Below are 23,320 nucleotides of genomic sequence, written 5' to 3' on the forward strand. Positions count from 1 at the left end.
TTTTTGCTGATTTCTAAAATATTGTTGCGTTTTGCTTTTCGATAGCTTCCGTATAGTCAGAAAAAGCCTTACTTTTATGTTCTTGCAAACGGTTCATGTCCTCTCTGATTTTCAGGTCGGTAATTTTTCCATAAATCTGTGTCGTTCCAATGTCGCTGTGTCCGAGCATCTTGCAGAGCGTTTCCATTGCTATACCATTGGAAAGGCAGATGGTCGTGGCGAAAGTATGGCGAGCCATGTGAAAGGTCAAGCCCTTCTCAATTTGGCATATCTGACCAATGTTTATACAGGCGAAAGATGCCTTGCTAACGTTCAATGTTGGAAATATCAAATCATCGTGTTGTTTCCCTTTTATATGAATGTCAAGTATCTCCTTTGCGATGGGCAGAAGTGGAATGATGGCTTCCACGTCCGTTTTCTGTCGCTTGATACGTATCTCACAAGTTCCGTCATCATAATGGTGGATATGTTTAGGTGTCAGTCGCAACATATCCACACGAGCCAGTCCCGTAAAGGCACAGAAAATGAAGAGTTGCCTTGCTCGCTCGAACTGCTTGTTTAAGATGGGCGTTTGCAAAATGCGCTTGAGTTCTTCCGTTGTGAGATACCTTCTCGTGCCACGTGGTTTTTCCGCCTTAAAATCCACAAACGGGTCTCGGCGGATGTATTTTTTCTGTTGTCCGATGCTGATGAGCTTTCTCAAGAAAATAACCGTCATTTGAATGGTGGCAGGTGATAATCTGCGCTTGCTTTTAAGATAGAAATCCAATTCTTCGACAAAGCCATAGTCCAACCGTGAATAACCAATATCGGACATTCCGTATTTTTCCAGCAGGAAGGATACTATGAGCTGCTTGTCATAGATGTAGTTGCGGAAAGTGGATTGGGCGATGGAAATTCCCACACAAGGGCGTTTTTCCTCTATAAAACGGTCTGCCTCTTCCATGAGCATTCCATTGCTTTGTGAATCCTCCGTCAGACAATTTTTGAGCAGTTCTGCACTTACATACCCCTTTTGCCAAACCAGCTCATTGTATTTGGTTTGTATCTGTCCTTCCTTTTCTGTCAGTATGCGGTTGATGTTCTTCATTCGTCAATGTCGCCTTTGCATCTGCCATGCTTTGCGTCCCAATTGTTTGGATTGATATCCAACCCATACTGTATTGTACTTGTTGCCCGTTTATGGTGATTCGCCCCATTATCGGGCATTTGCCGTTCTTCTTCAGTTTGGAACGGTTGATGTAAAACAATGTCTTGAATGTACTGCGTGCCATAAGCTATAATTTTAAGGTGAAAGTGTGTTCTATCCGTTGTTGAATCTTCTGCATATCCTGTCTTATTCTTTCTGAATTGACCGCTGCATACACTTGTGTCGTTCTCAAATTGGTATGTCCCAACATACCGCTTACGGTTTCTATTGGAACACCAGCCGACAGGGTAATGACCGAAGCAAAAGTATGGCGAGCCATGTGAAAGGTCAGAGGGGTTTTCATACCGATACTTCTCTGTATGTGGTGCATCGCATTGTAAACCACGTCTCTTGGGGGAACGTCAAATACATATCCCGCACGTCTGCCCCTATATCTTTCCATAATGGTCTTGGCTGGGGAGAGAACTACTACGCGAAAAGGGGTCTTCGTCTTGACACGCTTGCTTTTAATACATAGCTTTCCTTCCTCAATGATGATGTTTTCCTCTTTGAGATTGCGTATATCCGAAATGGCAAGACCGCTGAAGCAGGAGAACACGAACAAATCACGGACGACACGATATTTCTCCCATTTGATGGGCAGGTCGATAATCTTTTGCAGGTCGTCCTGCGTGATGTTTCTCGGCGTTCCTTTCGTCTTTTCGTAACTGTAACCAATGAACGGATACATGTCTATCATGCCATTTTTGACAGCCTTGTTCACAACCGCCTTCAATGCAGCCAAGGCACTGCATATACTGCCACGTTTCAATTTTCGGTCTATTGTCAGAAAGTATTCATAGCCTTCTATAAAGGAAATATCCAGTTCCATGAGCGGAATATCACTTAACTTGTATTTCCTACGCACATACTCCCGAAGAAGAGTTTGCTGATAGGTACGCAGCTCCAGTGTTTTCATTGCCCGGTCTATGCCCACTCTTTCATGAATCTGTGTGAGGTACTCAGCATAGCACTCTAAAAGCATTGCGTTTTGACAAAGCTGTCCCTGATAGGCATTGCGCACATCCGTAGCCGTGAATGACTCTCCACTTTCGCAAAGTTCCCGATAGCGTGCATGAATGAGTGCAGTGCATTCATTCAAATACTGGTTGATAGAATTTGCGATGGCACTCTTGCCGAGAAGACGTTGCTTTCTGCTATCCCAAAGAGATAATGGGACTTTCTTTTTGGCGGAAAAGGCGGAATGCTTCCTGCCCAGTTCTATCCGTCCGATAAGCGGCACCATGCCTTTTTTGTCCGCTCGTTTAGCCTGTGTGAAAAACGAGACTTTCAGTTTGTTTTCTTTCATTTTTCTGTCGTTTTTTTTCTAATTTCCTTTGCTTGCAAAGGTACATACGAACAAGAGTTCTTGAGCTATGCAGAAAAATGAAAGATGAGGAATAAAAACCTATGCCACAGTTGTTTATATTCAATTCGTAACCCCTTTTTGCTTTGTGCCCTATGGGTTACGAGTTGGTAACGGAACTATTGCCGTTTTTCGCTCAATCTTGCCATATCTCAAAATGCAGAAAAGTGTATAAGTTGTTATTGTTCAAGTGTTTCCGTTTGTACTTACCCATTCTTCTTTCATTGTCATTATTCTATAAACTATCCCCGCACAGGCAGCCGATACATCAGTGAGGATGTTTTCGAGGAAGTACCCGCCCTGCTGCACAAGATAGGCATCTCACTATCAAATCCACTTAATCGCCATTCGGTAGACAATGCAAAGATAACTGACCACCACGCCATTATTCCTACTGGGGAAACGCCTTCAGGAATGTCGGCAGATGAAACAACTATCTATCAAATGGTGGTCAATCGTTTCATCGAAGCATTTTCTCCCGATTCAGAGGAAGAGCGTATGCTGGTTCGTTTCACGGACGGCAACAGCACTTTTGCTTGGAAAGCGTGCCGACAAATCTCCTTGGGTTGGAAAGCCGTGCAGAAAGGTAAAGAAGCGGAAGCTGAAAAGAAAGAAGGGGGTGAAGAACAGGTTTTGTCTTCATTGCCAAACCTGATAGAGGGAGAAAACTTGCCTGTACTTGATGCAGAAATCACCGAGGATAAGACCAAGCCAAAACCACTCTATACGGAAGCTACTTTACTTTCAGCAATGGAGAATGCTGGGAAAGAGGTCGAGGATGCAGAAAGCAAAAAAGCTATGGCAGAATGCGGTATAGGAACACCAGCTACCCGTGCCAACATCATCGAAACACTTATCCTGCGTGACTATATCCGAAGGGACAAGAAAGCAATTATACCGACCGAAAAAGGCTTGGCTGTCTATGAGATTGTCAAGGACAAGCGAATCGCCAATGCGGAGATGACAGGGAGCTGGGAACTGACACTTGCCGCCATTGAAGCAGGACAAATGCCGCCCGAAAAGTTCGCGCAAGGCATCAACTCCTACGTTGGTACCATCTGCGAGGAACTCCTCTCGCTGGCTCCCAAACAGAAGTCTTATTCCACCTATCGCTGCCCCAAATGTAGCAATGAGAGCGTGGGCATCTATGCCAAGGTCGCCAAGTGTAGGCATGAGGACTGTGACTTTCATATCTTCCGTGAGGTTTGTGGAACGCTTCTCACCGAGGACTACATCCGGGATTTGCTAACCATAGGACGTACACCCATTCTCAAAGGATTAACCAGCAAGGCAGGCAAGAAGTTCAACGCCCGTCTGGTACTGAATGAAGACTATACCACATCCTTTGAATTTGAAAGCCGGAAAGGAAAATCAAGAGGGAGATAATCCCGACAGAAATAAAGAGGAACGGAATTGGTCGGGAGGTAATATACTTTATATCTTCCGACTTTTTTCCTCCTCCTTAATTAGGGTCTGCTGAATTATTATCTCTTCACAGACAGAGGGTAGCAGACGTAGCCCCTCATAGTGACGATAATGATGAAAAACCACCAGATTTCGGTCAGGGCAAGACAAAGTTCCCTGAGGAACTTCATCACGTTTTTAACGAAGTAGCACATTCCTGTCCAGCATCGTGCTGTATCTGGAAGCTTGGCTCTTATGTCATTGGCTCGATAGATTCTCTTGCCAGTACCGAATGAGCATTCGATTTCATTGCGCTCCCCGATGGCTTTGGCCATTCTGGATTTCATCTCATCTGAAGGAGGATCCTTCGGTGGTCGCCCTAACGGTTTGCAGTATGAATGGATTTCAAAATCCTCAAGTATATCTCGGTTTGACCTGTTTAGGTAAATCTTATCCGCAAGGATGGTGGCCGGAAGATAGCCGAAGCGTTCTTTGAAAAGTTGAATCTGTAGCAAGAGATCCTGGCTCTCGTTGTAGGCATCCCAGCTGTGGTGGTCGATGAACGTATAGCCCTCGACTATGCTTGCACCTATCTTGGCCCCGAACTCAGTCCTTGCCTTAGCCTTTCCACGGACAATGGCACGGACGTGTGGCTGAAAGATGCTCAGTATGCGGTCTGCACAAGTATGAGTCTTTGACCTGTACATCTCCTCCTGCTGATGGTACATCGTGAGGATTGCAGTCAAGGTGCGTTTCTCATATAGGAATAGGCTCTCGTAGTACGTCTTGTTCTTTGCAAGCAAGTCCATTAAGATGCGGATGTCCTTGCGCAAGTAGTTGAGCATCACCCCGATAGTATCACGCACCATCTTGCCTTTCTTCTTGGCTTTCTTGACAAGCTGAAGGTATGCCTGACGTGCATGCTTGTAGTTCGTGCGTGGCTTGTGCAGCTCAAACATCTCGCACACCTTTATAATATAGTCGGTAACCTTGCGGCAACCATCATGTATTATATCAACGTCAACAGGATAACGCATCTCTGCATCGGCACAGGTAGCATCAATCTTCAGCACTCCCTTGTGCTCGCGACCTTTTGAGTCGGTGAAGGAAGCGGCATTCGGATCCTCTGGTTTCGGAGCCGGCGGGTCCTCATCATTCCTCTTCGCCTCTTCTTCTTCACGCTTGCGTTTCTCTTCAAGAAGACGCCTCTGCTTGTCGAGAAGCTTGACTGTCATCTTGTTGAGTTCTTCCTCTGAGATTCGCTTGCGTATCGTGACGAATAGGCTCGGGTCGAATATAGGCTTGTCGGTGAACTCATGCAATCCACAAAAGTACTGCATGTAGGGACTCTCTCTGATAATCTCGATGGTCTCGGCATCACTCAGGTTTAGTTTGTGCTTGATAATCATTGCGCCGAGAATCATGCGTGCCGGCTTGTTCCCTGCACCTTTCTTCTGATTGTCCAACCTTGAGTTGTATTCCTTCTCAAGTTCTGTCCATGGAAGAAGGTTTCCGAGAGCCACCCATCGGTTTGTCTTGTCCAACTCATCAAGGGATGAGCGGAGCAAACCGAGGTCAAGTTGCTTGTATTTTGGAGCGTAAAACTTCATCTTGCTATGGATTTAACTATATAAAGGTACGATTTTCTAGTTAAACAAACAAAGAAATAAAGTTATATAAACTTAAATATCAGAGAGTTATAAATTATTCAGTAAACACTAATTAAAAAAGAAACACTATGGCATATAATAAGAAAAACGTCCTTGAAGCCAACACGGAAGCCATCCGTGTTGTGCTTCGCTTGGAAAAAGAACGCCGCGAAGCCACCGAAGCAGAGAAAAGTATCTTACGGAACTATCAGGGCTTCGGTGGCTTGAAATGCGTACTGAACCGATGTGACAGCCCCGACGACCTCCGTTATTGGAGCAAGTCGGAGCAACAGCTCTTCGAGCCTACGCAAAGGCTCAAACAGATGATTTACCGTGATGCCGTCGATGCCAATACCGCCAAGCGGTACTGGGAGAGCATCAAGGCAAGCGTACTGACCTCTTTCTATACCGATACCCGTATCGTTGCCGCCATTTCCGATGCGCTTACTTCTGTAGATGTACCCATACGTCGCTGCTTGGACCCTTCGGCAGGCATGGGAGCCTTTACCGAGACTTTTGCTAAAAGGGCTGGAATGGTCGATGCAATGGAAAAAGATTTGCTCACTGCCCGTATCTCACAATCCATTCATCCTTATGGGCAAGGCAACATCATTGTCCGCCAAGAACCCTTTGAAGCCATCGGAGAGTTGGAAGATAAGGAAAAATACGACCTTATTACAAGTAACATTCCTTTCGGGGATTTTATGGTCTATGACCGTGAGTACAGCAAGGGCAAGGACATTCTTAAACGTGAGTCCACACGTGCCATCCACAATTACTTCTTCGTGAAAGGTCTGGACTGCATCAAGGAAGGTGGCTTACTGGCATTCATCACCTCGCAGGGTGTATTGGACAGTCCCCGCAATGAAGCCATACGTCGTTATCTGATGCAGAACAGCCGCCTTATCTCCGCTCTCCGACTGCCATCAGGTATGTTTTCAGACAATGCAGGAACAGACGTAGGCAGTGACCTCATCGTCCTGCAGAAGCAGACAGGTAAAGAAATCAGCGAGGGGATTGAACAGCAGTTTGTAGAAACTCTTTCCGTTCCCAAAGAAGAAGGCTCTTCTGTCGTCTTCAAGCACAACTCACTTTTCGCAGGAGATTGGAAAGACATTGCTCACCGTATCATCGCCACGGAGCGCACGATGGGTACAGACCCCTACGGCAAGCCTGCATGGGAGTATCGCTTCGATGGCAGCATTGATGATATGGCGAAGAGTATCAGGACACAGCTCTCCTTGGAAGTTGAGCAACGCTTTGATCGAAAACTCTATGAAACAGGCATACCTATGACGGAGGAGGAACGGCAGAAAGAAGCCGAAAAACAACTGAGAAAGTTAGGTATAACGGTAAATTTACCCAAAGAGGATCCCAAAGTGCACAAGGAGGCAGATAACGCCTATAATCTGATGCCCGACAGCATCAGAAAGCGACTACCTAAACTGTACAGCACGGAAAAGGAACTTATTGGTGATAAGGTCGCCTACGCACGCTATTTCTTCCCGATGGGAGCTTACACGGCTTATCTTTTGGAGTACGACCCTAAGAGCCGCATTGGTTTCGGTGCTGTCACGATGGGCTACGGCTGGGAGTTGGGCAATATGTCGCTTGACGAGATGGAGGAAGTGAAGATTCATGGGCTGGGCATCGAGCGCGACCTGTACTTCTCTCCTAAGAAATTGCACGAGATAGCCGAACTGGAAGAAATCGTCAGGGGACAATATACCAAAGAAGAAGTGGTGACAGAGGAAATCAAGGAAAAGGCTGCACCCGAAGTTCAGACTTCGACAATGGAAGATAACCTTTCCACGGAAGAACCCAAAGAGGAAGTTCAAGTTGAAAAAATCAGTGAGCAAGTTGATAAAACGGGCGGTGAGCAGACAGTACAGATACAAGAGGCAGACTCTACTATTGAAGAATCAGCCCCAGAGGGAGTACCTGTGCTTAACCTTCACCGCCAATATGAGCAGGAAGTGAAAGAAATCCGCACCGATGTGGAAGCCCCACGGGAGATGAACGGGCAGACTGTTTATTTCGATGAGGATCATCACCCCATTATGGACAGTATTGATGAGCGACAGGAAACGGAGCAGCCCTCACTGTTTGCACCAGAAGAATACAGTCTTTGGACGCAGGAAGTAAAGCGCGTGAACGGCGAGATTAAGGAAGCCCCTAAAACACAGATACAGGCTTCCAAAGAACAGAGGCTGACGGGAAATAAAGGAAGCAACGAGAATAAGGAGAAACAGCTAACAACTGCAACGCAGCACAGAACCAAGGGCAGAAGCAGCAAGAAAACTTCCTCTCAGTCATATAGTGAACCGTCTCTCTTTGATTTTATGAATGAAGCCGAAGAGCGTAAGCCACAGCCGATAGCGGAGGTGAAAAAAGAGTTTGATGCTTCCCCGCGCCCTTTTCTCTCTTCGCCGGACTCTCACCTGAGAGACGGCTCCATTGTCGTGCAGAAAGGGCAGGTCGGCTTTCTTTCTGACTTAAAGCGACATCCAACCTTTAATCCGATGGACTTGCCGTATGCCCAGCTTTCCCAACTAAAAAGCTATATCGAGATACGGGAGTGCTATCACCGTCTCTATGACTACGAGGCAGAGAACCATGCAGAAGCCAGGGAAGATAGAAACAGGCTCAATCATCTGTATGATGACTATGTTGCACGCTGGGGCTACTTTAACCAGAAGGCGAACACCGAAATCATCAAGATGGATGCCACAGGCGTGGAAATGCTTTTCTTGGAACGGTCCGAAAACGGCAAGTACATCAAGGCGGACATCTTTGACCATCCAACGGCATTTTCCACCACGGAACTGACCGTTGCCGCAGACCCGATGGAGGCACTGGGTGCATCGCTCAACAAGTACGGTACGGTGGAACTTGACTACATGAGTTCGCTTTTACCTGATATGGAGGAAAGCGACATCATTTCTTCCTTGGAAGGTCGCATCTATTTCAATCCCGAAGAAAACGCATACGAGGTGGCGGACAAGTTCATTTCGGGCAATGTAATAGAAAAGGCGGAGCGTATCGAGTCGTGGCTCTTGGACCATCCCGAACACGAAGAAGCAAAGCAGAGCCTTGCTGCCCTGCGTGCAGCCACGCCAACACCCATTCCTTTTGCGGACCTTGACTTCAATCTCGGTGAACGTTGGATACCAGCTAAAGTCTATGGCAGGTTTGCCTCAGAGTTCTTCGAGACAGACATTAACGTATCCTATCACTCCAATATGGATGAGTATAGCATTGTCTGCGACCGAAAGAATGCCAATATCTGGCACAAGTATGCCGTACAGGGTGAGTTCCGCCGCTATGACGGCATCAATCTTCTGAAGCACGCCCTGCACAATACCATTCCCGACATCAACAAGAGCAAGGAGGTGACGGATAAGGTTACGGGAGAGACCAAAACCATCAAAATAAGGGACGGACATGCCATCCAGATGGCAAATGTCAAAATTGAGGAAATCAGGCAGGGCTTTGTCGATTGGCTCGGACGTACACCTGATACGTTCAAACAGCAGCTCTCTGACCGTTATAATCGTCTGTTCAACTGTTTTGTACGCCCTAATTTCGACGGCACGCACCAGACTTTCCCCGACCTTGACCTCAAACGGTTGGGCATAACCGACCTGTACAAGAGTCAGAAGGATGCCGTATGGATGCTCAAGACTAATGGCGGCGGTATCTGCGACCATGAGGTGGGAGCGGGTAAAACGCTCATTATGTGTACGGCTGCCTATGAAATGAAGCGATTAGGACTGGCAAACAAGCCGATGATTATCGGACTGAAGGCAAATGTATTCGACATTGCCGACACGTTCCGCAAGGCTTATCCCAATGCTAAGATACTCTATCCTGGTAAGAACGATTTTAATAAGCAGAACCGCCAACGTATCTTCAACGACATCAAGAACAACGACTGGGACTGTATTATCTTGACGCATGAACAGTTCGGCATGATACCGCAAGCTTTGGAAGTACAAGAGGCTATCCTGCAGAAGGAGAAGGACTCAGTGGAAGAAAACCTTGAAGTCCTGCGTATGCAGGGAACGGAGATTTCCCGTGGGATGCTCAAAGGACTGGAGAAGCGCAAGCAGACCCTTGAAGCCAAGCTACAGAACATACAGGACAGCATTGCAGAGCGTAAGGACGATGCCGTAGATTTCAAGATGATGGGTATTGACCATTTGTTCGTGGATGAGAGCCACCAATTTAAGAACCTGATGTTCAACACACGCCACGACAGAGTGTCGGGTTTGGGTAATCCTGATGGCTCACAGCGTGCCTTAAACATGCTCTTTGCCATTCGTACCATACAGGAGAGGTCTGGCAAGGATTTGGGAGCCACTTTCCTTTCAGGAACGACCATTTCCAACAGTCTGACAGAATTGTATTTGCTCTTCAAATACCTCCGTCCGCAGGCTTTGGAGAAGCAAGGTATCAACAGTTTTGATGCATGGGCAGCCGTCTTTGCCAAGAAATCAACTGACTACGAGTTCTCCATTACAAACGACATCATTCAGAAGGAACGGTTCAGAACATTTATCAAGGTGCCAGAGCTGGCTGCCTTTTATGCGGAGATTTGCGATTTCCGCACGGCAAAGGACATCGGTATTGACCGTCCCGAGAAAAACGAGATACTGCACAACATACCGCCCACGCCAGAGCAGGAAGAATTTATCGGCAAACTGATGGAGTTCGCCAAGACGGGTAATGCCACACTCTTGGGACGTGCACCACTAAGTGAGAGTGAGGAAAAGGCAAAGATGCTCATTGCAACTGACTACGCGAGGAAAAGATTCAAGATATTTGTATCTTTCAGATAATCAATAGAATAAGGAAGTGTAAAGGATAAAAGGGTTACGAGTTGGAAACGAGCAAGTTTCTTACTCTTTCTTTATTCTGCATTACTTCAAAGAGCACTTAAATTGATAATGCAAAGATAATATTTTCTGATGAAAACAGTGTATTTTTAGAGAAATAAATTGTAGATACACCTTAAAATATTCACATCTAATTCTATTGGCACTTATTTATTCAAGTTTTAGTGTTGTTATTATGCTATCAAAAAGGCTCATAATCAATTATTTTACACTGTAAAGTAAGATAAAGAGAGAAAAATGAAACTTTTTCGGGAAAAATCATCGGAAAAATTTGGCGGATTGAAATAATTTGCATAAAATTGCACTTACAAACACAGAACAAACGTTCTGTTTTGAATTTAGTAACTATGAAATAATGGAAAAACAAATAGATAAAGAAAGTATAAGCAAAAGGGACATTATCCTTAACGAATCGTTCAGATTATTTCTGAAAAAAGGCTATGCAGCTGTATCATTCTCAGACTTGGTCGAAGCAACCAACGTTTCTCGTGGCAATATGTTTCATCACTTCAAGAATAAAGAAGATATTTTCCATCATGCTGTTGATAGGTTTGTATTTCAATTCTTGACCAATGATGCTCCCGACCTTCTTGCGTTTACAAGTTCAATGCCATTAAAGGACTTCATCGACAATCGTATAGAAAATATCGGTCGCCGTATGAAATCATTTTTTATGATGACAAAAGGCACCGTTACTTCTGCCAATTTCATGTCATTTATCCTGTATCTGAAAGACAACTATCCGGATTGGAAAGAGAAGTTTCAAGAATACGAGAAAAGAAAGAGCCTTGAGTGGAAAGAGGTGATAGAGCTTGCCAAACAGAAAGGAGAGATTACTCAAACTGTGGAAACAGAAAAGATTATATCTTCCATTAGAAATATATATCTTGGATTGTCATACAGAAGTGCATTGAGCAGCCAACTTTCTATTTCCGAATTGAAAGAGCAAATATACACAATATACTATTTAATAACCAAATAATATTCCTATGGAAAAAGCAGCATATATCAATAGCGTATCGGCATATCTTCCTAATTCTCCCATCGCCAATGAGGATATGGAAGACTATATCGGAAAAATTGGTGGAAATCCTTCAAGGGTTCGCTCAATTGTACTGAGGCAGAATGGGATTAAAACACGATATTACGGGTTGGACAAAAACCAAAGCCTAACACACTCGAATGCAGAATTGGCAAAAGAAGCCGTATGTGGGCTGTTTGAAAATGGAAATATTCCTGACGACTTGACCCTTTTGGCTTGTGGGACAAGCACACCCGATCAATTGCTTCCTTCCCATGCGTCTATGGTTCATGGAGAATTAGCCAACTATCCTATGGAAATATTTTCCTCTGCAGGTGTATGCCTTACCTCATTGCAGGCATTGAAAATATGCTATAGCAATATTCTTGCAGGACTGCATCAAAAAGCTGTATGCGTGGCATCAGAATTAACTTCACCTGCATTGGTATCCAAATTTTATGACCCGGAGTATGAAGCTACACACGACAATCCTGACAAAGACCCTTATATGGCTTTTGAAAAGGATTTTATGCGGTTCATGCTTTCTGATGGTGCAGGAGCGGTATTGGTACAAGATTACCCCGAAGGAGCGTGTCCTCTAAAAATTGAATGGGTCGATATGACTTCCTATGCCAACGAACTACCTACCTGTATGTTTATGGCATCGGAGTTGCAGGAGGACGGGCGGCTCAAAAGCTGGAAAGAGTTCTCTCCTAATGAGATTAAGGAACGTGCCGTGCTTGTGGGCAAACAGGACATTCGGCAGCTAAAGAAGCACATTATTAAGTATTGGGTTGACCATATCGAAACCATACTTGCAAAAATGAGACGTACTATCCTAAAACTTGACTCTAGGCAATTCCACATAGTTATTAATACAACCTTTAATTGTAATCCTCAAATCCGCAACTTAACTTTTCAACGTCCTTCTTGCGTGTACACATCCTCTCATTACTGAATTTGCAGATAATTAGAACTGAAATCCCCCACTTCAGCCTACAACATCCCCTTACCCCACAATGCGACTTGAGGCAATACGCAGTATCATACCCATAAATTGTAGGCGTTATCCAAAATCTGTCTGGAACACATCCGCGTAAGCATTGTTACAAGTATAGATATTCAGCACATACTGCCTTGATGTCCTGATCCACTTTGCTGGTACAGAGACAAACCTGAAGACAAGCGCTTTTATGCGGCTTGTTGTATTGAGTCCGAACCTCTTTACATCAAGTCTTTGGATAATGGCCTTGTAGAAGTTACGGATAAGTGCTGTAAGAAGAAGGAACACGGTGTTCTCTGCCATGAAGGATTTGGGCAATCGGTCCCATCCGAAACCATTGTTCATATCATCGAAGATACGTTCCTTTCCCCCTCGAAGGTTATAGAACTCGACAATCTCTCTTACGGAAGATACATAGTCGTTAGTCAGGATACAACGGTATGTGTATTCTCCTTCCCAGAGATCCAATACACCATCCAACCGTTTCTGTCTTTGAATCACAAGTCGGTATGCTTTACCCTTCCACTTTTCAATAAGGATAGAGTTCAATTCGAACTCAATGCCATTGATTTCCTCAGTTTTCCAACCTCTGAGAGCAAAGATTTCATTGTAGAGCGAACTGCAGCGGTTTGCGCGGATATAGAAGGATTTGCAGTGTTCCTCTACTTCTTCTACGATTTCCTCGGAACATGATCCACAGTCAGCTCTGAAACGATTGATAGTAAGGCCGTTCTGTTCAAATCTCTCAAAGAACCTCTTCAGCGTGTCCTTCTGATGAAAACGAACATTTGTGTTGCCATCGCTATTCTCAATGCCAACGATTAAGTCGCCAATAACCGCCACGCCAGGGCGATAACCAGGGAACTTCTTGTATGTAGGCTTTGCATCATACTTCTCTGTCTCTATGAACTGATGGTCGAAATCAACATCATACATCTCGTCCTCTTTCAGTTGGCCAGATGCAAACATACAATTGAGCAGTAAAGTATTGAGAGTGTCAGCCGTGTTGAAATCGTAGTTCTTACCCGTATCTGACGTGTATGAGATGTTTTCTTGCGTCAGCTCCTTTATCGCTCTGAGGATAGTATCAGAGCTACAAGTTCGAAGTGTCGGATGAAGCGAGAGATGGCTCATCAAATGAGTAGTGACATCCTCAACACATGAGCCACCACAGAAGTAGATACTCATGAGTGAACGGATGATTTCGCTGTACTGATAACCGAATGATCTACACCTTAGACCGAGGGTCGAGTCGATTACAGATGACAATGTGGAGTCAAATTGCTCCATGATTGAAAATATTCCTCCAAAAGGAGTGAGTTTATCGGATTTAATATGTATTTTTGCCATGCCATATCAGAGTTTTGCTTGCTTGTTTTGCAACACTAAGATAAGTGAATTCTTTGACATGGCAAAATCCTGGGCAACTTTTTGTTGCTCAGGTACTTAAAAAGTTTAAGTTATAATAGTGTTGCGGAATTAAGGGTAATTTAAATTGTTGGTATTGTTACGAGGACAAGTCGGAAGGAACCAATTTAAGTCAATCAACAATCAAGCAAATAAAAAAGGTTATTACTCATAAGTACAGTGAGATACATTATAAAGAACTTAAAATTTCTTTTTTCGGAGGAGAACCGCTGTTGAATATCAAAGCAATAAAAGAATTATGCCATTTTGCAAAAGAGTTTTGTTCAGAAAACAACATTGATTTGATATGTGACTTTACTACAAATGCCACACTTATTGACAAGAAACTTATAGACTTTCTAAAAAACTATAAAACTACATTTCAAATCACTCTTGATGGATATCGTGATTGCCATAATAATATTAGATTTAACAAAGTATCAAAAAAAGGAACATACGATACTATTATAAGCAACATTAAAGAAATAATCACCAATCTGCCAAATACATATGTTTGGTTAAGAATCAATTTCGACAACAATACATTAAAGGATATCCCACTTATTTTAGGCGATATAAAGGAGTTCAACCGAAAAAAATGTTCAATTATTCTTCGAAAAGTTTGGCAAGTTGATATTGGTAGTATTTCAAAAGAAGAATTGTCACAATCTATAGATTTGCTAATAGATAATGATTTCTTCGTGGATTATTTTGCTCTGCCTCGACTATCTCCCTGCTTTGCTGAGCGATTAAATCAAGTGTTAATTAATTTTGATGGGCAAATCTTTAAATGTTCCACTATAGACTCTTTTGATGAAAACTCATCTGTGGGTTGCATTAGCCAAGAAGGAAAGATAGTTTTTGATAGTAATAAATTATCAAAATACATAATAAAAAACAATTTGTCATTATGTGACAAATGTAGTTTATATCCCGCATGCTATGGACCTTGTAGCAAGAATAGTCCCCAAGAAGATAGCAATTTTAGATGCTTGCTTTCGAACCTTGGATTATCAAAGGAGGAATTGGTTATTTACAATTTTAAACTCAATTTGTTGCAACAAGAAATTTAATCCTGTGTTCGGTATGAATAAGTTTGTCTTTATAATAGTTCTGTTGTTTTCGTGCAAAGTTCTCAACGCCCAGATATCCGGAGTCATAATAGATGAGGAAAAATTACCTATCGAATTTGCAACTATTAGGCTGTACCAAATTCCTGATAGTGTTCTGATTGCCAGTACGGTATCCAATAACAAGGGATATTTTTCTTTCCCGAATACTGTCTCCCAGCAACTTATACTAAAAATATCTTCCGTGGGTTACGAAACAATATATTTACCAGCCAAGTCTCATCACGAAATCATCTTGAAGCGGTATTCTGAAGAACTGCAGGAAGTAGTTATTTCTGCAAGGGAGATTGAGACTTTCGGGAGTAAGGACAAACTACTCATCCCACAAAGTCTGAAAGAAAGAGCCTCCTCTGCTTTGGCGGCCTTGGGAGAAATGCCACAATTTCAATTGAATAGAATTTCAAATATCCTTCAAACGACAGACCGGCAGAATATACTCATTCTCATAGATGGCATACAAGCGAATGAAAATGACTTAATGGCTTTATCTGCAAAAAAAATCAGGAGAGTTGAGTATTTTACACAGCCACCAGCAAGATTTGCCAATAAAAACATAGGTGCAGTGCTAAGCGTCTTTACCATTAAAGAAAAGGATAGCGGGTTTAACAGTTTTATCAATACAGTAAACTCATTTACAACGGGTTACGGAACAAACACTATCAATGCGAAGTGGTACACGCCCAAGCACCAGATTGCCCTTTCTTATTTCATTGATTATAGGAATCTTAACGACAACAGAATCAATCAGACTTACGAGTATGAGATAGACCATGCAAATTTCTCCAGCAAACTGCAAGGACTTCCCGGTACTTACAAGGGGGAGTATCATATCATAGGGGCAGATTACATGTTTCGTCCGGATGACAACCAACAGTTTTCTGCTAAAGTAAGGTATCGCCTCAACCCGGGGCGGGAAAGCCATCAACAAACTGCAACAACGAAATTTGGTACAGGAATTCTACAACAAGGTTATTCGGCAAAAAAACTTAAAAGTAATTATGATGCTATATCATTGGATTTGTATTACAATAGAAAATTGAAGAACAACCAGGAATTGACAGCCAATTTTGTGGGATCTTATTTTGATTCCAAATCGGACAATCAGATTTCCCAAGAAAATTCAGATAATACAATAGCTTATCGGTACAACAACCATCTCAGGAATTACTCTAATTCCATCATATCCGAGTTGCTTTACAACAAGTCCTTTTCCAATGAAAATATAAGCATCGGGGCAAGATACTTTTATAAGCAGCTTCGGCAGACCTATAATGAAAACACCCGTTCTACAATGGACCAGCAAGTCTGCTATATATATTCAAATCTTTCAGGCAAGTTAAAGAATCTCCATTACACCATAGGTGTAGGTATAGAACATAGTATTCAAGACAATGGAGAAATGAAGGCAAGGCATTATACCGTGTTCAAACCTTCATTTTCTGCGAGCTATCAGATTGGTCACTCCTCTTCCATTAGGCTTAACTCGCTTATATTATCCAATGTTCCTGACATCTCACAGCTCACCATCCATCCAGTCTATCTCAACTATCAATATTATAGTGTGGGCAATCCTCATCTTCATCCTTACTATACTTTCTATAATCGTCTTCAATACCAACTGAGTCTGCCTACTTTCTATATGAGTGCCGCAATACGGCATTCGTACCTGCGCCGCCCTTATATGACATTATTTGAGAGTAGAGACGCAGAGATAGTGAAGACCCTTGAACATTTTAAACACACCTCATACACAGCTGCGGACCTCAGCCTTCAATGGCTTCCATTCCCATTCTTGAAAATCCAGCCGTTCGCAACAATTGTATATTCCAGTGCCATAAAGCCTGATGGCGCCAGTCTAAGTGAGTGGTCAAAATACTTTTCTATCACGGCAAGCATTTCTTACAAAGAATTTTCCATATTAGGAAACGTAGGTAGTTCTATGACCGATCTATTGGGGGATGTAACGGAAAAGAAGAAAGCCTATGTTTTTAGTGAGCTATCTTACTCCAAAAACAATGTATATGTGGCATTGCAGTATATTCACAATCCCAAGCCATCTGCCATCTATTCCAACAATAGTTTGATAATCTTTAAGGAAGAAACGATTTGGAATAATTTCCAAAATCTATTTGCCATAAATTTTAGATACAATTTTACGATTGGCAGAAAGAAAAGCATCCATGGTCCCACCAAACTTAATAATCAAGATAATGTAAGTGGATTAACCAACGATGCGACTGCGAAGTAAACGAACATCGTGTTTAATTAAAATACATCTAGCCGATGATAAAGAATATATCTTTTGAACAACAACGAGACACAATGGATTGTGGAGTTTCATGTTTGATAATGACAGCGGGATATTATGGAAAATCTACTGATCGAGATAGATTAAGACTATTAAGTGACCTTAGCAAGGATGGTGTTTCTCTTCTCGGCATTAGCAAAGCAGCTGAAGAGATAGGCTTTAAAACTATCGGTGGTCGTTTGAGTTTTGACACGCTTACGTCAGAAGTTCCCTTACCTTGCATCATTCATTGGAACCAGAACCACTTTGTGGTTGTTTATAAGATAAAGAAACGCAGAGGTAATCGATATGAAGTTTATGTGGCAGATCCTGGAAAAGGACTTATAACCTATACCAAGGAGGAATTCTGCGAGCATTGGGTGAGTACTAAGACCAACGGCGAGGAGAAAGGTATTGCCCTTCTTCTTGAACCGACAGAACAGTTTTATGCTCAAAACGACACGAAAGCAGTGCCGACTCAAAGGCGAGTGAAATTTCTCTGGAACTATCTCAAGAAGTACAAACGCTTCTTCACGCAGTTGATACTTGGCTTGTTGCTCGGCTCGCTGCTGCAACTCATTTTCCCGTTTCTCACGCAGGCCATCGTAGACACGGGTATCGGGGGAAAGGACATCGGGTTTGTGTGGCTGGTGCTGCTGGCTGAGATGATGCTCCTCTTCAGCCGTACAGCCATTGAGTTTATCCGCTCCAAGATACTCCTGCACATCTCCACCCGTATCAACATCTCGCTCATATCAGACTTCTTCATCAAGCTGATGAAACTACCGATGAAGTTCTTCGATACCAAACTGATGGGCGACCTTTTGCAACGCATTGAAGACCATCGCCGTGTTGAGCAATTTCTTACCTCAAGCAGTCTGAGCCTACTCTTCTCTTTCTTCACATTTCTGGTCTTCGGTGTCGTTCTTGCAGTCTATAATCTCGGCATCTTCCTTGTCTTCTTGTTTGGGACATCGCTTTACGCAGGCTGGATAATTCTCTTCCTCAAAAAGCGCAGACAGCTGGACTATAAGTATTTTGAGCAGGCAGGACGCAACCGCAACGTCACCTACCAGCTCATAGGAGGAATGCAGGAAATCAAGTTGCAGGGGTGCGAGCAGCGCAAACGTTGGGAATGGGAGGACGTACAAGCCGACCTGTTTAAGGTCAATCTGCAATCGCTCAATCTGCAACAAGTGCAACAGGCAGGAAGCATCACCATCAATGAGGTGAAGAACATCCTCATTACCGTACTTGCAGCCACAGCCGTGATACACGGCAACATGACACTCGGTATGATGCTGGCGGTACAGTACATCATCGGACAGCTCAACAGCCCTGTGGAACAACTTATTCAGTTTATCTACTCATGGCAAGACGTAAGCATCAGCCTTGACCGCATGAACGAAATCCACACCGAGACCAACGAGGAAAATGTCGAACGGACACGTACCGCCTATACGCACAAGACCACCGAAGGACATTCCCTCACGATAAAAGACCTATCCTTCAAATATGATATCTACAGTCCGAAAGATATTCTCTCCGACATCAATCTCTCTATTCCCAACGGCAAGGTAACGGCAATCGTGGGAGCGAGTGGAAGCGGAAAGACAACGCTCGTAAAACTCCTTTTGGGATTCTATGAGCCACTGAATGGAAACATCGAGATAGGCAATGCCAATTTGAGTGAATACAACCTCGGCTGGTGGCGAAGCCAATGCGGTGCGGTGATGCAGGAGGGATATCTCTTCTCCGATACCATTGCGAGGAACATTGCCATATCTGACGATGAGCCAGACATCGAACGTATCCGTCATGCTGCCCGTGTGGCAAACATCGCTGACTACATCGAAGCTCTGCCTTTGGCTTACAACACGATGATAGGACAGGACGGACAGGGCATCAGTCAAGGGCAACGACAACGCATCCTTATTGCAAGGGTAGTCTATAAGAATCCAATGTTCGTCTTCTTGGATGAAGCGACCAATGCCCTCGATGCCAACAATGAACGAGCCATTACAGAAAACCTCTCGGAGTTCTACAAGGGAAAAACAGTTGTAGTAGTGGCACACCGCCTTTCCACTGTTCGCGATGCCGACCAAATTGTAGTTTTGGATGAAGGTAAAATTGTAGAGGTAGGTACACACGAGGAACTGACTGCCAAACGTGGTAAATATTTTGCCTTAGTAAAGAATCAATTAGAACTTGGCAACTAATATGAAAGAAGAAAAGAAACCAGAACGGAGCTTTGAACTTCGTAGCGAAAAAGTTCGTAGTATCGTGGGACAGATACCCTCCTCGCTTATCCGTTATGGCATTACAGCCATCGGAATGGTGTTGCTCTGCCTTTTTGCTGTAGCCTATTACCTGCCCTATAAACAAGTATATTCGGGTACGGCTACCATACACAAAACGACAACTACACCAGTGGACAGCACGAATATAACCATCTTGCTTAAGTTTGAGAACAAACGCCCAGACAAAGTGAATGGACAAATGATTTGTCTGCAATCTCCATATAGAACGTTTGTAGGACAGATACAAGACCTTTCTTCCGTCCGTGACACATTGGAGCGCCAGGAAGCACTATGCCGTTTCAAGTCAGCCGACATAAAAACTGTAGAAAACCAAACGGTGGATTTCCAGATAACTCGAACATCGGGCAATCTGCTGCAAAAAATGCTTGGGGACATCTAATTCCATCGCACATTCCTTATCTCTCTCGATAGTCAATGGTTAAACTCACTGCTTTTTCTTGCAAGGCAGTGAGTTCTTTTGTCAAACCGATAAGCTCCCGCAACAATGTCTGTATGCTTTTCTCTGCCGTATAAAGGCGCATCAGTCGTACCACCTGATTGTAGTTCACTCCAATTTTATGTACTTGGGCTGTGAGTTCAGAGAGCTTGCGATAATACTCCACGGCGGACTTATCCACCGTTATCACCTTGAAATGCTCCCCCAATAATCTTGCACGCACGAACTCTGACTTGGACATTGAGCCTGATTTGTGATAGAGGTCTATCACTCGTATTTGGTCTTTCGGGTCTGGTGGTACTGTCCTATAAAAGTGTGTAAGCTTCTTTTTTCTTATCTTTGTATTTGTAAACCATAAAAAAGAAAAAAATGAAACTTACACATTCGCAAATTTCGGAAATTCTTTCGAATTACACAAGCAGCAGCGAGGGTTTTGTTACCCTTCAGTCATTAATCATGAACTCCCTGATGTATCATGAACGAGAGTTGTTCGTCAGCGAAAATGCCCATGAACAATGCAATGGCTTCCGTTGTCGTCGTTGGTACAGTCACGGCTTTGAGTTCTCGCTCCGTATTCCGCGCAGTCGCAGCGGGAACTTCTATCCCATTCTCTTAGGGTTGATACGCAGCGAAAGCGAGGAACGTGCCAAATTGTTCAACCTCCTCTACACCAAAGGTCTTACCACGGAGCAGATAGGCGAGATTTCCAATTGCGTCTATGGTCGTTCCTACAGCAAGCAGCAGGTATCGCATCTTGCCGGTAGCTGCCGTGAGGACGTCGAGCGGTGGCTTTGCCGTAGCCTTTCCTCCCACTACTTAGCCGTCTATATCGACGCCACCTTTATTTCCACCCGTAGGGACAGACAGGTGTCCAAGGAGGCCTACTATACCATTCTGGGGGTATTAGAAGACGGCAGCAGGGAGGTGCTCACGGTTGTCAATCATCCCACAGAAGGGGCTCTGTGCTGGAAAGACGAGCTTGAGGCCTTGAAGCAAAGAGGCGTCGAACAGATAGACTTAGTCGTTTCCGATGCATTGCAAGGAATAGAGAATGCCGTCTGTGCAGCCTTTCCAGGTGCCGCACACCAGTTCTGCGTGGCACACGTCAAGCGACAGATACTCAGCGGCGCATCACATAAAGACAAACCGGTAATGGCGCAGCAGCTCAGTGAGGTGTTCCAATTGGAGAACAACGAGATGAATTCCTTGCAGGGATACGAACAATTCATTACCTTTGTCGAGAAATGGGAAAGGAAATATCCTGCACTAAGAAAGTACAAGACCGAACGCAACAGTGCCTACTTCACGTATATGGACTTCCCGGCCCAAGTGCAGAGGTGCATATATACGACCAACTGGATTGAAAGGCTCAACAGGAAGTACAGGAGAACCATCCAAATGAGAACATCCATGCCATCAGAAAAGTCTGTCATCTTCCTCCTGGCAGCCGTGGCGATGGAGGAAACAAAGACGACATATGAAAGGAGAATATATCAATTCAAAAACTGGAAAGAAAAGAATAAAATAACAGTGCAAGTACAGAGAAAGGAAAGATGAATTACACACTTTTAAGGACACTACCGGTCTGGTAAACGGACGTGCCAATCGTCCCACTTGTCGGGCATATCACCATACTTTTTCGCTACTCTTTTCCTTGATTTATCGCTTGCCATATTCTCTTGTTTTTATTTCTCTAATCACGACTTCGGAGTGATTTTATTCCCCATTTGGGGCAAGGGTCTTTGTGGGACAAACGGCAGTTTGTGTCACAAAGACACACCTTGCTGATGTAGAAAATGGGATTATAAGCCCATGCCGTGTTACTGCATTCACTGAATACAGTAACTCAGCGTAGGCTTGCATTCGAGGAATGCAGTACTTCAGAGTTTCCGCCATCTTTCCACATCATCTTTGTATTGGTCGAGATGTTCTCGAAGCACCTGCTCCACATAGCCTGAAACGCTTGCTCCCTGCTCACCGATTTTCCTCACCACGAAGTCCAACTTTCGTTGAGTTTCCTCTGATACATACACGGCTTTGCGGTGGCTGTTGCGAAAGGGCTGGAGATATTTCCCCTGAAACTCGGATAATTGCTTCCTTTCCCTTGTTTTTCCCATTCGTTGATGATTCTCTTCGGTAGAAGTAGCCCTTTCCGTTGGTGACAACTCTGTTTCTTGATAGGACGGTTGAGAATAGTCCTTGTGACTCTCCTTGTCATTTTGTTCCTCAACTTTAACAGGCTCAAATCTTTTCTTTTCCTCTTCATAATCTACGGGCTGGTCAAAATCGGGCAACTCTTCGGGCTTGCGGAGTTTAACGCCATAATTGCCCATATCTCGAAGGGCTTGTTCCAGACGTTGTTTCCTTTGTTCATCTATTCTTGCCATAATTTCTTGGGTATTGCGTTATAATGTCTTTCAAGCATTGTTTGTATGTCGCTCTGTTTGTAAAGTATCTTCCCTCCGATTTTGTAGAAAGGAAGCGTTCCTAAGTTTCTGTACTCTTGGAGCGTGCGTGTGCTGAGCCGTAATTGGCTACAAACCTCCTCGCCAGTGAGGTAAACCTCTCCGCCCAGCATCGGACGGGCGGTAGCGCAATACCGCTCCAATTTCTTCAATATTCCTTCCATCAGTTGTGAAAACAACTGCATCTGAGGGTCTTCCTGCGTAATGATTTCATTCTCTTCCATAGTTCATTCATTGTTTGAGTTCATTCATTGTTTGCGTTCAGTAACTCTGCGATGTCGCTCTCCTTATAATAGCATTTATGCCCAATGATGGAGAAGGGTATTTTACCCGTGTCGCGATAGGATTGCAGGGTGCGTTTGCTGATGCCGAGCCTGCGGCATACGGCTTCATTGTCGAGCCATTCGTCCGTTTCGGGCGGATTGCCGATAAGCTGTTCAATACTGTGGATAAAATCTGCAAATTCGGAGCAGTGCCGCTCCCACGCCTTGCGGTCGATGATAATGAGTTTCATTGCCTTGATTTTGTTTTGATTACTTTATTGTTACTCGGCAAACAAACTGTTATGCAGTCCATTGCCGTACTTATCGAGTGCAAAAGTAAACCCTCGGAAGCACCGCTGCAAGAAATGAGGAAAAGCAGGGAAATAGAGAGAAAACAAGAGAAAAGACCAAAGGAGATCCATCTGTGTTATTGCGGTAATGAGATGAGGTGCCGGCTCTTTCCTTTTATAACATAGCAATT

The 23,320-nt window shown here is 43.9% G+C and carries 14 protein-coding genes and 3 pseudogenes; 9 read left to right on the forward strand and 8 right to left on the reverse strand.

Annotated elements, in window-relative coordinates; all coding sequences use genetic code 11:
* Nucleotides 1-13: 13 nt before the first annotated feature.
* Both DYI03_RS00150 and DYI03_RS00155 read right to left on the reverse strand, forming a co-directional pair.
* Nucleotides 14-1,274, reverse strand: a pseudogene (locus DYI03_RS00150) (tyrosine-type recombinase/integrase).
* A gap of 3 nt (nucleotides 1,275-1,277) precedes the next feature.
* Nucleotides 1,278-2,498, reverse strand: coding sequence for a site-specific integrase (locus tag DYI03_RS00155; RefSeq protein WP_036870308.1), 1,221 nt, complete (start codon nucleotides 2,496-2,498; stop codon nucleotides 1,278-1,280).
* A 300-nt stretch (nucleotides 2,499-2,798) separates the two neighbouring features.
* On the opposite strand from DYI03_RS00155, the pseudogene DYI03_RS00160 reads away from it, so the two are divergent.
* Nucleotides 2,799-3,941 (forward strand): annotated as a pseudogene (locus DYI03_RS00160) (type IA DNA topoisomerase); the annotation flags it as partial.
* 98 nt (nucleotides 3,942-4,039) lie between these two features.
* Here the strand turns inward: DYI03_RS00160 and DYI03_RS00165 are convergent.
* Nucleotides 4,040-5,569, reverse strand: a complete 1,530-nt coding sequence (locus tag DYI03_RS00165) for an IS5 family transposase (protein ID WP_115367854.1) — start codon at nucleotides 5,567-5,569, stop codon at nucleotides 4,040-4,042.
* Between the two features lie 128 nt (nucleotides 5,570-5,697).
* Here DYI03_RS00165 and DYI03_RS00170 point away from each other — a divergent pair, with 128 nt between their 5' ends.
* The 3 genes from DYI03_RS00170 (at nucleotide 5,698) to DYI03_RS00180 (ending at nucleotide 12,485) form a co-directional block, all read left to right on the forward strand.
* The gene (locus DYI03_RS00170; RefSeq protein WP_115367855.1) at nucleotides 5,698-10,449 is read left to right on the forward strand and encodes a DUF2958 domain-containing protein; all 4,752 of its coding nucleotides are present in this window, start codon (nucleotides 5,698-5,700) and stop codon (nucleotides 10,447-10,449) included.
* Between the two features lie 412 nt (nucleotides 10,450-10,861).
* Nucleotides 10,862-11,488 carry a TetR/AcrR family transcriptional regulator gene (locus DYI03_RS00175; protein ID WP_021669881.1) on the forward strand — a complete coding sequence of 209 codons (627 nt, stop codon included), beginning with the start codon at nucleotides 10,862-10,864 and terminating at the stop codon, nucleotides 11,486-11,488.
* A 7-nt stretch (nucleotides 11,489-11,495) separates the two neighbouring features.
* Nucleotides 11,496-12,485 carry a 3-oxoacyl-ACP synthase gene (locus DYI03_RS00180; RefSeq protein WP_244916325.1) on the forward strand — a complete coding sequence of 330 codons (990 nt, stop codon included), beginning with the start codon at nucleotides 11,496-11,498 and terminating at the stop codon, nucleotides 12,483-12,485.
* A gap of 108 nt (nucleotides 12,486-12,593) precedes the next feature.
* Here the strand turns inward: DYI03_RS00180 and DYI03_RS00190 are convergent, their stop codons facing one another.
* Nucleotides 12,594-13,880: an IS1380 family transposase gene (locus tag DYI03_RS00190; RefSeq protein ID WP_115367856.1), complete on the reverse strand. Its 1,287-nt coding sequence runs from the start codon at nucleotides 13,878-13,880 to the stop codon at nucleotides 12,594-12,596.
* 128 nt (nucleotides 13,881-14,008) lie between these two features.
* On the opposite strand from DYI03_RS00190, the gene DYI03_RS00195 reads away from it, so the two are divergent.
* Genes DYI03_RS00195 through DYI03_RS00210 form a run of 4 tightly spaced genes read left to right on the forward strand, consistent with a single transcriptional unit; the run spans nucleotide 14,009 to nucleotide 20,054 of the window.
* Nucleotides 14,009-15,010, forward strand: coding sequence for a radical SAM/SPASM domain-containing protein (locus DYI03_RS00195; RefSeq protein WP_036870328.1), 1,002 nt, complete (start codon nucleotides 14,009-14,011; stop codon nucleotides 15,008-15,010).
* A gap of 13 nt (nucleotides 15,011-15,023) precedes the next feature.
* Nucleotides 15,024-17,315, forward strand: a complete 2,292-nt coding sequence (locus DYI03_RS00200) for an outer membrane beta-barrel protein (protein WP_021669482.1) — start codon at nucleotides 15,024-15,026, stop codon at nucleotides 17,313-17,315.
* A gap of 35 nt (nucleotides 17,316-17,350) precedes the next feature.
* Nucleotides 17,351-19,573 carry a peptidase domain-containing ABC transporter gene (locus DYI03_RS00205; protein WP_115367857.1) on the forward strand — a complete coding sequence of 741 codons (2,223 nt, stop codon included), beginning with the start codon at nucleotides 17,351-17,353 and terminating at the stop codon, nucleotides 19,571-19,573.
* 1 nt (nucleotide 19,574) lies between these two features.
* A complete protein-coding gene (locus DYI03_RS00210; RefSeq protein WP_115367945.1) occupies nucleotides 19,575-20,054 on the forward strand; it encodes a hypothetical protein in 480 nt (159 codons plus the stop codon).
* A gap of 16 nt (nucleotides 20,055-20,070) precedes the next feature.
* Here DYI03_RS00210 and DYI03_RS00215 read toward each other — a convergent pair.
* Nucleotides 20,071-20,406 (reverse strand): annotated as a pseudogene (locus tag DYI03_RS00215) (plasmid mobilization protein); the annotation flags it as partial.
* Nucleotides 20,407-20,480: 74 nt separating this feature from the next.
* On the opposite strand from DYI03_RS00215, the gene DYI03_RS00220 reads away from it, so the two are divergent.
* Complete coding sequence (locus DYI03_RS00220; RefSeq protein WP_025064900.1) at nucleotides 20,481-21,668, forward strand: IS256 family transposase; 1,188 nt, start codon at nucleotides 20,481-20,483, stop codon at nucleotides 21,666-21,668.
* A gap of 323 nt (nucleotides 21,669-21,991) precedes the next feature.
* Here the strand turns inward: DYI03_RS00220 and DYI03_RS00230 are convergent, their stop codons facing one another.
* From DYI03_RS00230 to DYI03_RS00240, 3 genes are read right to left on the reverse strand one after another with little or no spacing between them, the layout of a single operon-like run.
* On the reverse strand, nucleotides 21,992-22,498 hold the full coding sequence (locus DYI03_RS00230; RefSeq protein ID WP_021668821.1) for a DUF3408 domain-containing protein: 507 nt from the start codon (nucleotides 22,496-22,498) through the stop codon (nucleotides 21,992-21,994).
* Nucleotides 22,486-22,800 carry a helix-turn-helix domain-containing protein gene (locus tag DYI03_RS00235; RefSeq protein WP_025064919.1) on the reverse strand — a complete coding sequence of 105 codons (315 nt, stop codon included), beginning with the start codon at nucleotides 22,798-22,800 and terminating at the stop codon, nucleotides 22,486-22,488. The genes DYI03_RS00230 and DYI03_RS00235 overlap by 13 nt, the downstream gene beginning before the upstream one ends.
* 20 nt (nucleotides 22,801-22,820) lie before the next feature.
* Nucleotides 22,821-23,090, reverse strand: coding sequence for a helix-turn-helix domain-containing protein (locus tag DYI03_RS00240; RefSeq protein WP_004348461.1), 270 nt, complete (start codon nucleotides 23,088-23,090; stop codon nucleotides 22,821-22,823).
* Nucleotides 23,091-23,320: the final 230 nt, after the last annotated feature.

The organism is Prevotella disiens (assembly GCF_900454955.1).
In the GTDB taxonomy this organism is placed as follows: Bacteria; Bacteroidota; Bacteroidia; order Bacteroidales; family Bacteroidaceae; genus Prevotella; species Prevotella disiens.

Bases quoted from the DNA above. Each gene is read 5' to 3' on its own strand.
- DYI03_RS00155 (WP_036870308.1), bottom strand. From the start codon at position 2,498: ATGAAAGAAAACAAACTGAAAGTCTCGTTTTTCACACAGGCTAAACGA.
- DYI03_RS00165 (WP_115367854.1), bottom strand. From the start codon at position 5,569: ATGAAGTTTTACGCTCCAAAATACAAGCAACTTGACCTCGGTTTGCTC.
- DYI03_RS00170 (WP_115367855.1), top strand. From the start codon at position 5,698: ATGGCATATAATAAGAAAAACGTCCTTGAAGCCAACACGGAAGCCATC.
- DYI03_RS00175 (WP_021669881.1), top strand. From the start codon at position 10,862: ATGGAAAAACAAATAGATAAAGAAAGTATAAGCAAAAGGGACATTATC.
- DYI03_RS00180 (WP_244916325.1), top strand. From the start codon at position 11,496: ATGGAAAAAGCAGCATATATCAATAGCGTATCGGCATATCTTCCTAAT.
- DYI03_RS00190 (WP_115367856.1), bottom strand. From the start codon at position 13,880: ATGGCAAAAATACATATTAAATCCGATAAACTCACTCCTTTTGGAGGA.
- DYI03_RS00200 (WP_021669482.1), top strand. From the start codon at position 15,024: ATGAATAAGTTTGTCTTTATAATAGTTCTGTTGTTTTCGTGCAAAGTT.
- DYI03_RS00205 (WP_115367857.1), top strand. From the start codon at position 17,351: ATGATAAAGAATATATCTTTTGAACAACAACGAGACACAATGGATTGT.
- DYI03_RS00210 (WP_115367945.1), top strand. From the start codon at position 19,575: ATGAAAGAAGAAAAGAAACCAGAACGGAGCTTTGAACTTCGTAGCGAA.
- DYI03_RS00220 (WP_025064900.1), top strand. From the start codon at position 20,481: ATGAAACTTACACATTCGCAAATTTCGGAAATTCTTTCGAATTACACA.
- DYI03_RS00230 (WP_021668821.1), bottom strand. From the start codon at position 22,498: ATGGCAAGAATAGATGAACAAAGGAAACAACGTCTGGAACAAGCCCTT.
- DYI03_RS00235 (WP_025064919.1), bottom strand. From the start codon at position 22,800: ATGGAAGAGAATGAAATCATTACGCAGGAAGACCCTCAGATGCAGTTG.
- DYI03_RS00240 (WP_004348461.1), bottom strand. From the start codon at position 23,090: ATGAAACTCATTATCATCGACCGCAAGGCGTGGGAGCGGCACTGCTCC.